This is a genomic window from Nocardioides ginsengisoli (genome assembly GCF_039537225.1).
Taxonomy (GTDB): Bacteria; Actinomycetota; Actinomycetes; order Propionibacteriales; family Nocardioidaceae; genus Nocardioides; species Nocardioides ginsengisoli.
In genome coordinates this window covers 1-13,627 of sequence record NZ_BAABAC010000003.1, presented here as the reverse complement: position 1 = coordinate 13,627, position 13,627 = coordinate 1, and the positions used below count along the sequence as shown (strand labels likewise).

At 69.5% G+C, this 13,627-nt stretch carries 13 protein-coding genes; 6 read left to right on the top strand and 7 right to left on the bottom strand.

The features are described 5' to 3' along the window. The first annotated feature begins 104 nt into the window (after nt 1–104). The 4 genes from AB4880_RS00160 (at nt 105) to AB4880_RS00145 (ending at nt 3,868) form a co-directional block, all read left to right on the top strand. On the top strand, nt 105–329 hold the full coding sequence (locus tag AB4880_RS00160) for a helix-turn-helix transcriptional regulator (protein WP_367917165.1): 225 nt from the start codon (nt 105–107) through the stop codon (nt 327–329). Then, entirely contained in the window at nt 326–1,630 is a 1,305-nt protein-coding gene (locus tag AB4880_RS00155) for a tyrosine-type recombinase/integrase (protein ID WP_367917164.1), read from the top strand. Before AB4880_RS00160 ends, AB4880_RS00155 begins: the two co-directional genes overlap by 4 nt. Continuing rightward, nucleotides 1,627–1,755: a hypothetical protein gene (locus tag AB4880_RS00150; RefSeq protein ID WP_367917163.1), complete on the top strand. Its 129-nt coding sequence runs from the start codon at nt 1,627–1,629 to the stop codon at nt 1,753–1,755. The genes AB4880_RS00155 and AB4880_RS00150 overlap by 4 nt, the downstream gene beginning before the upstream one ends. Nucleotides 1,756–2,146: 391 nt before the next feature. Continuing rightward, complete coding sequence (locus AB4880_RS00145; protein ID WP_367917162.1) at nt 2,147–3,868, top strand: hypothetical protein; 1,722 nt, start codon at nt 2,147–2,149, stop codon at nt 3,866–3,868. A gap of 129 nt (nt 3,869–3,997) precedes the next feature. Here AB4880_RS00145 and glnA read toward each other — a convergent pair whose 3' ends face one another. Together glnA and AB4880_RS00135 are read right to left on the bottom strand one after the other, a co-directional pair. Then, on the bottom strand, nt 3,998–5,419 hold the full coding sequence (gene glnA, locus AB4880_RS00140) for a type I glutamate--ammonia ligase (RefSeq protein WP_367917161.1): 1,422 nt from the start codon (nt 5,417–5,419) through the stop codon (nt 3,998–4,000). A gap of 155 nt (nt 5,420–5,574) precedes the next feature. Beyond that, the gene (locus AB4880_RS00135) at nt 5,575–7,755 is read right to left on the bottom strand and encodes a glutamine synthetase III family protein (protein ID WP_367917160.1); all 2,181 of its coding nucleotides are present in this window, start codon (nt 7,753–7,755) and stop codon (nt 5,575–5,577) included. A gap of 170 nt (nt 7,756–7,925) precedes the next feature. Here AB4880_RS00135 and AB4880_RS00130 point away from each other — a divergent pair, with 170 nt between their 5' ends. After that, nucleotides 7,926–8,351: an RDD family protein gene (locus tag AB4880_RS00130; protein ID WP_367917159.1), complete on the top strand. Its 426-nt coding sequence runs from the start codon at nt 7,926–7,928 to the stop codon at nt 8,349–8,351. 1 nt (nt 8,352) lies between these two features. Here AB4880_RS00130 and AB4880_RS00125 read toward each other — a convergent pair whose 3' ends face one another. From AB4880_RS00125 to lipB, 3 genes are all read right to left on the bottom strand, one after another. After that, the gene (locus tag AB4880_RS00125) at nt 8,353–9,066 is read right to left on the bottom strand and encodes a DUF4191 domain-containing protein (RefSeq protein ID WP_367917158.1); all 714 of its coding nucleotides are present in this window, start codon (nt 9,064–9,066) and stop codon (nt 8,353–8,355) included. A gap of 60 nt (nt 9,067–9,126) precedes the next feature. Beyond that, nucleotides 9,127–10,068: a lipoyl synthase gene (gene lipA, locus AB4880_RS00120; RefSeq protein WP_367917157.1), complete on the bottom strand. Its 942-nt coding sequence runs from the start codon at nt 10,066–10,068 to the stop codon at nt 9,127–9,129. 97 nt (nt 10,069–10,165) lie between these two features. Beyond that, the gene (gene lipB, locus AB4880_RS00115) at nt 10,166–10,906 is read right to left on the bottom strand and encodes a lipoyl(octanoyl) transferase LipB (RefSeq protein ID WP_367917156.1); all 741 of its coding nucleotides are present in this window, start codon (nt 10,904–10,906) and stop codon (nt 10,166–10,168) included. A gap of 149 nt (nt 10,907–11,055) precedes the next feature. Here lipB and AB4880_RS00110 point away from each other — a divergent pair, with 149 nt between their 5' ends. Beyond that, nucleotides 11,056–11,652 carry a hypothetical protein gene (locus AB4880_RS00110; protein WP_367917155.1) on the top strand — a complete coding sequence of 199 codons (597 nt, stop codon included), beginning with the start codon at nt 11,056–11,058 and terminating at the stop codon, nt 11,650–11,652. Here AB4880_RS00110 and AB4880_RS00105 read toward each other — a convergent pair. Further along, nucleotides 11,592–12,509, bottom strand: a complete 918-nt coding sequence (locus AB4880_RS00105) for a TIGR01777 family oxidoreductase (RefSeq protein ID WP_367917154.1) — start codon at nt 12,507–12,509, stop codon at nt 11,592–11,594. The genes AB4880_RS00110 and AB4880_RS00105 overlap by 61 nt on opposite strands. A 94-nt stretch (nt 12,510–12,603) precedes the next feature. Further along, nucleotides 12,604–13,627 (bottom strand): 2-oxoglutarate dehydrogenase, E2 component, dihydrolipoamide succinyltransferase (gene sucB, locus AB4880_RS00100; protein ID WP_367917153.1); only part of this gene is annotated, 1,024 nt, incomplete at its 5' end.

Below are 13,627 nucleotides of genomic sequence, written 5' to 3'. Positions count from 1 at the left end.
GATCAGGATGGCAGGCCCCGCCGACAAATCGTTGGGCCGTGGCCACTCGGCTCCGCCGCTCGGCCATTAGGGGTAGGACCAACCTCAACCCCCTGGAGCCGACCATGACCGACCAGATCAATCCCGAGACCGAGCGTTTCGAAGCGCTGCTGACCATCGAGGACGTTGCCGCGCTGCTGCGTATGCCGGTGGCGTCGCTGCGCTATTGGCGGGTGCTGGGCACCGGGCCGCGCGGGTTCATCGTCGGGCGGCGGCTGCGGTACCGCCACGACGACGTGCTCGCCTGGATCGACGCCTGCCGAGACGACCCCGGTCACGGCGCGGCGTGAACCGCTACATGTCACCAAAGCAGCGGCGCAACCAACGCGGCTCCGTCGAGGACCGCTGGCGCAAGCGCGTCAAGGACGACGACGGCAACACTGTCGAGGTGCCCTCCGCAGTCGCCGGGAAGGTGAAGCGGTGGCGGGCTCGGTACGTCGACAACACCGGGCGCGAGGTCCAGCGGTCCTTCGACCGGAAGGTCGATGCCCAGCAATGGCTCGACGGCCAGATCGCCTCCTTGCTGCGCGGTGACCACGTCTCACCCCTGGACGCCAAGCTGACGGTCGGGCAGTGGTGCGACAAGTGGCTGGCCGGCTACGGGACGCGCCGGGCATCCACGGTGCGGATGGCCGAGGTCCACCTGAAGATCATTCGCGCGGAGTTCGACGCCGTGCCGCTGTCGGCGGTCAAGCCCTCCGACGTCCGCGCATGGTGCGCGAAGCTCAAGGCCGAGGGACGGGCGGACTCGTACGTCTACGCGCTGCACGCGCGGCTCTCCCAGCTCTTCTCTGACGCCGTCCACGACGAGTTGGTCGCGCGCAATCCGTGCTCGCGGCGTACGTCACCGGGCATGGGCAAGCAGCGGCCCTACGTCGCCACCACAGTGCAGGTGTGGGCGCTCTACGACGCCGTGCCTGCTGGTGTGAAGCCCGCGATCCTGCTCGGTGCCCATGCGGGGTTGCGGTTGGCCGAAGCCGCCGCGCTGCGGGTCACCGACGTCGACTTCGAGGCTGGCGTAGTGGCGCCTTCAGTCCAGTGGGGCGACAAACCGCTGAAGTCCGAATTGAGCCGCAGGGCGATCCCGATCCCGCTCGATATGACTCGACTGCTGGCGTCGGCGGTGCCGCTCGGCGACGGTAGCCACCTCGTCAGCGACCAGTGGGGCAACCCTGGCGGGCCGTGGACGATCCAGCGCGCCGTGCGCGCCGCCATTCCGGTCGTCGGACTGCCGGAGGGATTCGGCTTCCACGACCTACGCCACTACTTCGCCTCGCTGCTGATCGCTTCGGGGCTCGACGTGAAGGTCGTGCAAGCACGGCTGCGGCATGCGTCGGCCAAGACGACCCTCGACACCTACGGCCACCTCTGGCCGGACAGGGACGACACCTCGCGCGCCGCGGTCGCGGCCGTCTACAAGGAAAGGGAAGAACCATGGGCTTCTACGAACCCGGCATCTGCGTCGACTCCTTCGAGCCCGACCCCGACGGCCTCATCCGGGTCCGCCGCTACGACGTCGAAGAGACCCACGTCGAGGGAGAGATCGTCCCCATCACCGACGACGAGCTCATGGGATTCGCTCGGATTGTGAGTTACGAGGGCGACGCCTTCGCGGGCTACATCTGCCTTGAGGAACTCCACGGCGAGGAGGCCGAGCAGGCTGCCAAGGGCTTGGAACTTCCCTACGAGGACTGGTGCGACCCGCTCGACGACTGACGAACGCTTCGCGGAAGGGCCTCTCGACGCGTCTCCGTATGGCGGTTCCTCGCCTGCGGTCGGAGTCGATGGGCGACGGTCCGCGTGGTGCAACGGCTTGTCGGTGTCGGCGTGCATGCTTGAGGTATCGGAACCATCTCAAAGGAAGCAATTGGACCGGCATCGATTCACCCTGACCTTCAACCTCGTCACCTGCCAGCGGTGCGGCGTTGAACGGATTCGTGGTGTCCAGTGCCCCGACTGCGACCGCCGACCGGAACCGTGGGAGGTAGACCAGGTCCGGAATCGTCGTCACGCTTTGGCGACCTCGTTGGTGCACGTCCTCACTGGCCCGGTCGGTGGCGACTCCTCCGAGAGCGTCCCCCACGGCCCCCTGGACCAGTCTCAGCGCGTGGCAACCTGGCTGGAACGGTTCTGGGAGGGACTTCATGTCGCTACCGACAGCGAATTCCGCGACGTCACCGCCCTGACTGATGCCATCGAAGAACTGGTCTCCCTGCGATCCAGCCTCCACGCAGCCGAGCCGACTCGGCCATTTGGACGCGCTGTGCGCCTGGCGCAGTCGATGGCAGACAGCGCCGTTGCCATGGTCCAGAGGTACATGGGTGCGCTGATGGCCGCAACGCCACTCGGCGCGCAGGCGAGCGCCGAGGAGGCCCAGCGCGCACTCGACGAACTTGCGCAGCTTGCTGGAGAGCTCGCGGGTTGGCTGGAGCGACAGGCGAAGGTCTCCGAGGCGGCAACGGTGCAGGAGTCTTTGTGGGCGCTGGTAACAGACTCAATGAATGCTGCCGGAGCAGAGTCCCTCCTCCCGATGGCACAAGCCAACCTGGAGCAGCTATCGAGCCACCTCGGGATCCAGCCGGAACTCGACGTCGCGATCGACTACGGCATCAGCTCAACCTTCGCCGACATCTTCCTTTCCCACGAGGCGTTTCAGGCCAAGTTGGAGGTCGCGTTCGATGTCCTGAACGCCGACGTGCCGGAGCTGGACATCATGCTGCGCGACGCGGGGTTCCAGTGTGACCTCTCCCGGCTGCAGTTGGAGGTCTTCGACAGCGGGGTGGCGTGTCAGCGCTCGCTCGCTGCAGCGCTGCACGTGCGGCAGGAGGCCCGAGCTGTCGTCGAGCTGAATGCCAGCCTGGTGGAAGCCGCTGGTCTGGTGCTCGGCATCCCGCTCATGACGGCGGTGGGGCAGAAGTCGGCCCCCTACAGCACCCTGCGGTTGAAGGACGCATCTGATCACCTTCGCAAGGCGCAGACCAACGACCGCATCGCTACCGTGTTCGCCGGGCTTGACGACCACCTTCGGACAGCGCAGGCACATCGAGGAGTGGCGTACGGCGACGAGGCGCTCACGACCGACCTGAAGTCGGGACGCCGCGAATACGTCTACGACGCGCTCGTCGATTCCACCTTTGAAGCGATGGAGTCGGTCCTCGCCGGATTTTGCGCACTCAGGCTCGCATGCGCCATCCGTGGCATCGACGTTGCGGGGGAGTCCGGGCTCGAGTCGCTCGGCTTCTCGCCTGCAGACGTTGCCGACTTCACCTTCGGTGCTTTCGGCTTCCCCGACCGAGTGGTCGCCGTTGAGTCCGACTGCCTTCACGTTGTCCTCGGTGCCGATTCGATGATGGGGGTCACCATCGCGGTCGGCGCCACGCTCGCTGCCGTGCGCGGAGACCCGTTCAAGAGCGTTCGGGTTGAGCTCTCCGATGGAGGCGTGTGGCTTTGCCAAATGGACCTCTATTCCGCATTCAGGGCGGCAGCCGGCGACTTTGAGAAGCAGGTTGCCCTCATGCGAATCCAGGCCGGCTGGCGGTCCCTCGACGGCGGCACCGCTTGGGCGAGCAGCCCAGTGTTGAGGAAATGGGCCGCCACCCAAGTCACCGAGACGATGAGCCTAGACACGCACGAGAAGTTCAAGCGCCTTCGACTCCTGCGCGCCTTCGCCGAGCAGGTGGGTGAACGCGAGTTGGAGACGACTATCCGAGGATTCGTGGGGTGGGCCCGACTCGACCTGCTTGGGCAGCAAGGCGGCGAGCCCGAACGCAGGGCGGTCGGTCAGATTCTGGAATGGGCCACAGCGGCAGTCGAATTCGACCTCATCTGAAGCCTTGACGCGCACAGGCCGAATCTCCTGCGGTATCACTGCGGTACTTGGCCCTCTGCGGACCAACGAAACCGGCCCCCGATCCTGCGTTTCCGCAGGTCAAGGGCCGGTTCGGGGTTACGACGTATGTCAGATGTCGTAATACAGCTCGAACTCGTGCGGGTGCGGCCGCAGCTGCACCGGCGCGATCTCGTGCTCGCGCTTGTACGACGTCCACGTCTCGATCAGGTCGGGGGTGAACACGCCGCCGACGGTGAGGAAGTCGTGGTCGTCCTCGAGCGCCTCGAGGACGGCGCCGAGCGAGGTCGGGACCTGGGCGATCTCGGCCATCTCGTCCGGCGGGAGCTCGTAGATGTCCTTGTCGACCGGCGCGGGCGGCTCGGTCTTGTTCTGGATGCCGTCGAGGCCGGCGAGCATCAGGGCCGAGAACGCGAGGTAGGGGTTCGCCGACGGGTCGGGGAAGCGGGCCTCGACGCGCTTGGCCTTGGGGTTGGTGCCGGTGATCGGGATGCGGATCGACGCCGAGCGGTTGCGCGAGGAGTAGACCAGCGAGATCGGGGCCTCGTAGCCGGGGACCAGGCGGTGGAAGGAGTTGACCGTCGGGTTGGTGAAGGCGAGCAGCGCGGGGGCGTGGGCGAGGATGCCGCCGATGTACCAGCGGGCCATGTCGGACAGCCCGCCGTAGCCGTTCTCGTCGTAGAACAGCGGCGAGCCGTCCTTCCACAGCGACGAGTGCACGTGCATGCCGGAGCCGTTGTCGCCGAAGATCGGCTTCGGCATGAAGGTGACCGACTTGCCCTGCTCCCAGGCGGTGTTCTTGATGAGGTACTTGAACTTCATCACGTCGTCGGCGGCCTTGAGCAGCGTGTCGAAGCGGTAGTTGATCTCCGCCTGGCCCGCGGTGCCGACCTCGTGGTGGGCGCGCTCGACGTCGAGGCCGCAGAGCTCGAGGTTCTTGACCATGTCGGCGCGCAGGTCGCTGTAGTGGTCGTACGGCTCGACGGGGAAGTAGCCGCCCTTGAGGCGGGTCTTGTAGCCGCGGTTGGTCTCGTCGGCCTTGCCCGAGTTCCACCAGCCCTCGACGGAGTCGATGTGGTAGTAGCCCTCGTTGACGCCGGTGGAGTACCGGACGTTGTCGAAGATGTAGAACTCCGCCTCGGGAGCGAAGTACGCCGTGTCGGCGACGCCCGTGCTCGACAGGTAGGCCAGCGCCTTCTTGGCGATATTGCGCGGGTCGCGCGAGTAGGCCTCGCCCGTGATCGGGTCGTGGATGAAGAAGTTGACGTTGAGCGTCTTCGCCTTGCGGAACGGGTCGAGGTACGCCGTCGTCGGGTCGGGGAAGAGCGACATGTCCGACTCGTTGATCGCCTGGAAGCCGCGGATCGAGGATCCGTCGAAGCCGAGGCCGTCGTCGAAGACCGACTGGTCGAACGCGCCCGCGGGCACGGTGAAGTGCTGCATGACTCCGGGCAGGTCGCAGAAGCGAACGTCGACCATCTCGACGCCCTCGTCCTTGATGAACTTGAGCAGCTCTTCGCTGTTGTTGAACATGCGTTCCTCCGTCGCGTGGCTTGTTCTGCCGCCAACCTATCGAACCGGCAGTTTCTCGACCGTCACTGGTTTGTTTCCGCCATGTAACAACATCCGGGGACGCCGACGGCCACGGCTCCGCATCGCGGAGGCCGTGGCCGTCGGGCTGAGCTGGATCAGCGGATGTAGAGCATCTCCTGGTACGTCGGGAGCGTCCACAGGTCGTCGGCGACGACGCCCTCGAGCGCGTCGGCGGCGGCCCGGACCTCGCCCATCGCGACCAGGACGACGTCGCGCAGGTAGGCCGCCTCCGCGATGCCCGTGTGGGCGTGGGCGCCCTCGATCGCGACGTCCAGCGCGGCGATCGCCGCGGTGAGCCGGGACAGGGGAGCGGACACGGCCTGCAGCGTGGTCAGGTCGGCGTCGACGCCGGCGGCCTTGAGCGCCGCGACGTTCTGGGCGAGCTCGGTCTGGTAGCGCAGCGCGGTCGGCAGCACGATGGTGCGGGCGATCTCGGAGGTGAGGTTCGCCTCGACGCCGACGCTCATCAGGTACTGCTCGACGCCCACCTCGTAGCGCGACTCGAGCTCGGCCTCGCTGAACACGCCGTACGTCGAGAAGAGCTCCTTCGACTCGGGGGTGAGCCACTCGGGGAGCGCGTCGACCGTCGTACGGAGGTTCTTCAGCCCGCGCTGCTCGGCCTCGGCGTGCCACTCCTCGGAGTAGCCGTTGCCGTTGAAGATGACCGCGCCGTGCTGCTCGACGATCTTCTTGAGCAGCGCCGCGACGGCGTCGTTGAAGTCGGTGCCACCGGCCACGGCGGCCTCGAGCTCGGTCGCGGCGAAGTCGAGCGCCTCGGCCATAATCGTGTTGATGATGACCATCGGGGCCGCGACGGTCTGGTTGGAGCCGGCCGCGCGGAACTCGAAGCGGTTGCCGGTGAAGGCGAACGGCGAGGTCCGGTTGCGGTCGCCGGCGTCCTTGGTCAGGTCGGGCAGCGTGTCGACGCCGACCGAGAGGATGCCCTTCTGCTTCGAGCTGGTCGCCTCGCCGCCCTTGGCGATCTGGTCGAAGACGTCGGAGAGCTGGTCGCCGAGGAAGATCGAGATGATCGCCGGCGGGGCCTCGTTGGCACCCAGGCGGTGGTCGTTGCCGGCGGAGGCGACGGTGAGTCGCAGCAGGCCGCCGTGCAGGTGGACGGCGCGGATGATCGCGGCGCAGAAGACGAGGAACTGCGCGTTGTCGTGCGGGTTGTCGCCGGGGTTGAGGAAGTTGCCCTGGTTGCCGTTGCCGAAGGAGAAGTTGACGTGCTTGCCCGAGCCGTTGACGCCGGCGAACGGCTTCTCGTGGAAGAGGCACTCCATGCCGTGCTGCTTGGCGACCGAGCGGAAGACGCTCATCAGCAGCTGCTGGTGGTCGGATGCCAGGTTGGCGCGCTCGAAGACCGGCGCGATCTCGAACTGGCCGGGCGCGACCTCGTTGTGGCGGGTCTTGGCCGGGATGCCGAGCTTGAACAGCGCGCGCTCGGTGTCGTGCATGAACGCCAGGACGCGGTCGGGGATGGCGCCGAAGTAGTGGTCGTCGAACTCCTGGCCCTTCGGCGGCTTGGCGCCGAAGAGGGTCCGGCCGGCGTTGAGCAGGTCGGGGCGGGCGTTGACGAAGTTGGAGTCGACGAGGAAGTACTCCTGCTCGGGGCCGCAGTAGGACACCACGTTGTCGATGTCCTGGTGGCCGAAGAGCGCCAGTACGCGCTGCGCCTGGGCCGCCATCGCCGCCTGCGAGCGCAGCAGCGGGGTCTTGTGGTCGAGCGCCTCACCGGTCATCGAGACGAAGATGGTGGGGATGCAGAGGGTGTTGCCGTTGGCGTTCTCGAGGATGTACGCCGGCGACTGGACGTCCCAGCCGGTGTAGCCGCGCGCCTCGAAGGTGGCGCGGATGCCGCCGTTGGGGAACGACGACGCGTCGGGCTCGCCCTGGATCAGGGTCTTGCCGGAGAACTCCCAGATCGCCGTGCCGTCGCCGACCGGCTCGAGGAAGGAGTCGTGCTTCTCGGCGGTCAGGCCGGTGAGCGGGTAGAAGACGTGGGCGTAGTGGGTGACGCCGCGCTCCATCGCCCAGTCCTTCATCGCCGCGGCGACGAGGTCGGCGACGGCGGGGTCGAGCTTCTGGCCGTTCTGGATGGTTGCGGCGACCGACTTGAAGACCGACTTGGGGAGGCGCTTCTGCATGACCGCGAGGGAGAAGACGTTCGCGCCGAAGATCTCACCGGTCTTCTCGGCGGCGTCGAAGAAGGGGGCCGGGCCCTCGAAGGACTGCGCGTCCTTGATGGCGGCCAGGCGGACGGCGTTCGCGGTCATGTCTGCTCCTCGCACGGGACGCGGCGGGCCGCGTCACCTGAATCGGTCTTCGGAGCGGGACGCTACGGACGGGAACGACCCGCGCCGTTGCCCTCGTGTTTCGGGGATGTAACAAGGCCGCGGACGAGTGTGGTGCCCGTCACTCGGGGCGCTCGCCTACGCTTGCGGCCGTGCCAGGAACCGCCCGCGCCAGCCTCTCCGTCTTCCCGACCGCCTCGTGGGGACGGCGGATCCTCGCCCTCGCCGTCGACTGGCTGCTCTGCACGCTGGCCGTGGTGCTGGTGTTCGGGGTCGACGAGTACACCAAGACCGGCTCGGTCGCGTCGCTGATGGTGCTGCCGGTCTACATCGTCGAGTCGACGCTGCTGACCTGGCTCGGCGGCGGGTCGGTCGGCAAGCTGCTGACCGGGCTGTGCGTCGTACCGGCCGACGGGCGGCTGCACCGCCTCAACCCGATCAAGGTGCTGATCCGGCAGATCATGGTCGCGCTGGTGATCCCGCCGCTGGTGTTCCGCAACGACGGGCGGGGGCTGCACGACGTGGCGGCCGGGACCGCGACGGTCACCTACAGCACGCTGCGCACGCTGATGAAGTGAATCAGCGGCCGCGGAGGTTGCCGCGCATGCCCTTCATCGAGGTCGGGACCGGCCCGCGGGGGAGCGGGACCTTCGGGCGCTGGGCGTCGAGCGCGCGCAGCCGCTGGCGGATCTCGGTGATCTCGGCCGGCTTGACCTGGCGGCCCAGCTTCTGGACGTGGCGCACCAGCTTGTCGAGCGGGACCTGACCCTCGTCGGTGCCGACCAGGACGTCGTGGACCGGGTAGTCGCCCGCGACCCGCTCGTGCTTCTTGTGCTCGCTGGTCAGCAGCGCCTTGAGGCGCGCGGGGTTGCCCTCACCGACGAGGACGATGCCCGGAGGGCCGACCACGCGGTGGACCATGTCCTGCTGCTTGGTGAAGCCGACGACCTCCTCGACGACCCAGCCGCGGCGCAGCATGGTGAGCGCGCGGGCTGCGGCGCCGACCTGGCCGTCGAGACGGCGGAAGGCGGCCTTCTGGGCGCGGCGGCCGAAGACGATCATCAGCGCGAGCAGGCCGATGAGGAAGGTGCCGATGATGCTGAGGATCAGCTTGAAGGTGCCCTCGCCCGGCAACACGAAGTAGAAGAGCGCGAAGCCGAGGCCGCCGAAGATCACGAACGAGCCGAGCATCCACCACCGGATCGCCGGGTCGACCTCGCGAGACATCTTGTAGGTCTCGAGGATCTGCCGGCGGCGGCTCATCGTGGACGGGTCGAGAGGGGTGTTCGACATGGGGTGCTGCGGTCTCCTCGGCGAGGCGGAACAGGTGGAACGGGGTGGATCTGGGGTGCTTCAGGCGGTGGCGCGACTGGCGTCGCGCGCGTCCATCGCCTGACGGTACAGGCGTCCGGCTCGGTACGACGAACGGACGAGCGGTCCGGACAGGACGCCGGCGAAGCCGATGTCCTCGGCCTCCTCGGCCAGCTCGACGAACTCCTCGGGCTTGACCCACCGCTCGACCGGGTGGTGGCGCAGGCTCGGGCGGAGGTACTGGGTGATGGTGACCAGCTCGCAGCCGGCGTCGTGGAGGTCCTGGAGGGCCTGGGAGATCTCCTCGCGGGTCTCGCCCATGCCGAGGATCAGGTTCGACTTGGTGACCAGGCCGAAGGCGCGGGCCTGGGTGAGGACGTCGAGCGAGCGCTCGTAGCGGAAGCCGGGGCGGATCCGCTTGAAGATCCGCGGCACCGTCTCCACGTTGTGCGCCAGCACCTCGGGCCGCGACGCGAATACCTCGGCCAGGAGCTCCGCCCGGCCGTTGAAGTCGGGGATCAGGTTCTCGACGCCGGTGCCGGGGTTGAGGTCGTGGATCGCGCGGACCGTCTCGGCGTACAGCCAGGCGCCGCCGTCGGCGAGGTCGTCACGGGCGACGCCGGTGATGGTGGCGTACTTCAGGCCCATCGTCTGCACGGACTCGGCGACGCGGCGGGGCTCGTCGCGGTCGAGGGGCTGGGGCTTGCCGGTGTCGATCTGGCAGAAGTCGCAGCGTCGGGTGCACTGGTCGCCGCCGATGAGGAAGGTGGCCTCCTTGTCCTCCCAGCACTCGAAGATGTTGGGGCAGCCGGCTTCCTGGCAGACGGTGTGGAGTCCCTCGGACTTCACCAGCTTGTGGAGGGCGGTGTACTCCGGGCCCATCTTCGCCTTGGTCTTGATCCAGGAAGGCTTCCGCTCGATCGGGGTCTCCGCGTTGCGGACCTCCAGCCGGAGAAGCCTGCGTCCCTCGGGTGTGGCAGTCACCCGGTCAGCCTACTCCGGGCGGATCACGGCTCGACGGGCCGTCGGCAGGGCGAGAAGAACGCCGTCCCGAGCACCGGCACGAGCGCTCCGCGAAGGGTCAGCGCGCGGGGTAGGTGAGGACGGCGACGCCGCCCGGCGGCGGGGTCTTCGCGGGGTCGGGGCGCGGCTCGTAGTCGGGGGTCGCGTCGTAGGGGCCCCAGGCGAGCAGCTCGTCGAGGTGGCGTCGTACGGACGGGGTGATCTCGCGGACCGTCACGTCGCGGCCGAGCTCGGCGCTCAGCGAGGTGACGCCGGCGTCGGAGATGCCGCACGGGACGAACCGGTCGTACCAGCTCAGGTCGACGTCGCAGTTGAGCGAGAAGCCGTGCATCGCGACGCCGTTGCGGACCCGGATGCCGATCGCCGCGATCTTCCGCTCGCCGCCGCGCTCGTCGGCCTTGAGCCAGACGCCCGTGCGACCCGGGATCCGCGCGGTCGTCACGCCGAGCTCGGCGCAGACCGCGATGATCGCCTCCTCGAGGCGACGGACGTAGTCGACGACCTTGACGTGGTCGGGCAGCCGCACGATGGGGTAGCCCACCAGCTGGCCGGGGCCGTGGAAGGTGATCTTGCCGCCGCGGTCGACCTCGACGATCGGCGCGCCGCCGGGGTCGGCGGGACGCTCGTGCTCGGCGGTACGCCGGCTCGCGGTGAACACCGCCGGGTGCTCGAGGAGCAGGACCGTGTCGGTGAGCTCGCGGGCCACGACCTGCGCGTGCAGCTCGCGCTGGAGGTCCCACGCGGTGACGTAGTCGATGAAGTCGGGCCCGAGCCAGTCCTCGCGGAACGTGAGCGTCACGTCGTCGAGCGTACCGCGCCCCTGGGTCGAGCACGCCTGCGGTGTCGCGGGGCCGGCGAGCCGGCGGAGAGCCGCCTCTCGCCGCGCTGCCGGCCGGTGCCTGTGGATGAGCCGACGCATCTGTCGGGGGTTGGGCGTAGGAAGGACCCATGCGGATCTCGGGCTCGCGAAGAGCGCTTCTCGGTGCGGTGGCGGTCGTGGTGACGATCGTCCTCGTGGCGGCGGGCGTGCTCACGGCCCGGGAGCAGTCTGCGGTGATCGCGCCGCCTGCCGCGGGTCCGGCGGTGGGGCCGGCGGTGGGGCCGGTCGTGGTCGGGCCGGTGATGGGGCCGGTGATCGAGCCGGTCACGGTGCTGCGGGCATGGGACCGGGCGCGGTCCGCGGCCTGGGCGGCGGGCGACGTGGCGGCGCTGGGCCGGCTCTACGTACGGCGCTCGCGGGCCGGCGAGCGCGATCGGGCGATGTTGCGGGCGTGGCTGCGCCGGGGGCTGCGGGTGAGAGGGATGGTGATGCAGGTGCTCGCGGTCGAGCTGCGGGCGCGCACGGAGCGACGGATGGTGCTGGTCGTGACCGATCGACTGGCCGCGGGCTCGGTGCCCGGGGCCGAGGCGCTGCCGCGCGACGGGCCGACGACGCGGCGGCTGGTCTTCCGGTGGGCCGGCCGGTGGCGGTTGGCCTCGGCGGGTCAGGCGCGGGCGAGCCCGGTGGCGAGCACGGCGTCGATGTCCGGGTCCTCGAACTCGTAGCCGAGGTCGAGCAGCGCGGCCGGTCGCAGGTTGAGCGAGCCCAGCACCTCGTCGGCCATCGGTCCGGCGGCGACCCGGATCGCGGCGGCCGGCACCGGCACCAGCGCGGGTCGGTGCACCCGGCGGGCGAGGGCGCGGGTGAACTCGGCGTTGGTCGGGGTGTACGGCGCGCACAGGTTGAAGGGCCCGGCGGCGCTCGGGTGCTCGACCAGGAAGCGGGCCGCGCCGACCCAGTCGCGCAGCGAGATCACCGGGTAGTGCTGCCGGCCGCTGCCGATCCGGCCGCCCAGCCCGGCGGTGAACTGCAGCCGCTGCTGCTGCAGCGGCGGATGGCTGCGGTCCTGCACCGGAGCGGTCCGGAGTCGGACCACGCGCGCGCCCGCGCTGGCGGCGGGCTGGGTCGCCCCCTCCCACTCGCGGCACACGCGGGTGAGCAGGGCGTGGCCGCGGGTGTCGGAAGCCTCGGTGAGCGGGGCAGCGCCGTGGTCGCCGTACCAGCTGATGCCCGAGGCGTTGACCAGCGCCGGCAGGCGCGGGCCCGGGGCGGCGGCGATGGTCGCGGCCAGGAGGGCGGTCGTCGTCCGGCGGCTCTCGCCGACCTCGCGCGCCCAGCGCTTGGAGTGTGGGTTGGCGATCAGCGGGGAGCCGGCGAGGTTGACGACGACGTCGGCGCCGGCGACCAGGTCGGTGTCGACGATCCCGGCCTGGGGGTCCCAGCGCGACTCGCCCGCGCGCGCGTCACGCCGTACCAGACGGGTGACGTGGTGCCCGCGGGTGCGCAGCGCCGAGACCAGATGCTCGCCGAGGAATCCGGACGAGCCGGCGAACACGACGCGGAGGGAGGGCACCGAGGTCATGGCGCCAGCCTGCCATCGCGGCGGGCACGAGAAAACGACGACGCCCCGGAGCACGGGGCTCCGGGGCGTCGTACGACGAGCGTGCGCTCGGGTCTCAGACCTCGAACTGGCCCGACTCGAGGCGCTTCTTCAGGTCGCGCAGGAAGCGGCCGGCGTCCGCGCCGTCGACCACGCGGTGGTCGTAGGTGAGCGCGAAGTAGACCATGTGGCGCACCGCGATGGTCTCGCCGAGGTCGTCGTCGTCGATCACCACGGGACGCTTCACCACGGCGCCGGGGCCGAGGATGGCGACCTGCGGCTGGTTGATGATCGGCGTGTCCCAGAGCGCGCCGAAGCTGCCCAGGTTGGTGATCGTGAAGGTGCCGCCGGAGAGCTCGTCGGGACCGATCTTGTTGTTGCGTGTGCGGTCGGCGACGTCGGCGATCTTCTTGGCGAGCCCGGAGATCGACAGGTCGCCGGCGTCCTTGACGACCGGGGTCAGCAGACCCTTGTCGGTGTCGACGGCGAAGGCGACGTTCTCGCGGTCGTAGTAGGTGATCTCGCCCTTCTCGAGGTCGAGGTTGGCGTTGAGCGCCGGGTGCTGCTTGAGCGTGTCGATGGCCGCCTTGGTGAAGAACGGCAGGTAGGTCAGCTTCACACCCTCGCGCGCGAGGAAGTCGGCCTTCGCCGACTCGCGCAGCCGGGCGATATTGGTGACGTCGACCTCGACCACCTGGGTGAGCTGGGCCGAGACGTGCAGCGACTCCACCATCCGCTCGGCGATGATCTTGCGCAGCCGGCTGACCTTGACCGTCTGGCCGCGCATCGGCGACGGCGTCGGCGGCGCGGCGGCCGGGGCGCTCGACGCGGCCGGGGCGGCCGGGACGGCAGCGGGCGCGGCCTTCGCGGCGGCGGCGTCGAGGACGTCCTGCTTGCGGATCCGTCCGCCGACACCGGAGCCGTTGACCCGTCCCAGGTCGACGCCGTGCTGGGCGGCGAGCTTGCGGACGAGCGGGGTCACGTAGCCGGGGCCCTCGCCGTCGGCGGCGGCCGCGGCGGCCGCTGGCGCAGCCGGGGCGGGAGCAGCGGGCGCCGGGGCCGGAGCGGCGGGAGCGGCCGGGGCAGGGGCGGCGGGAGCG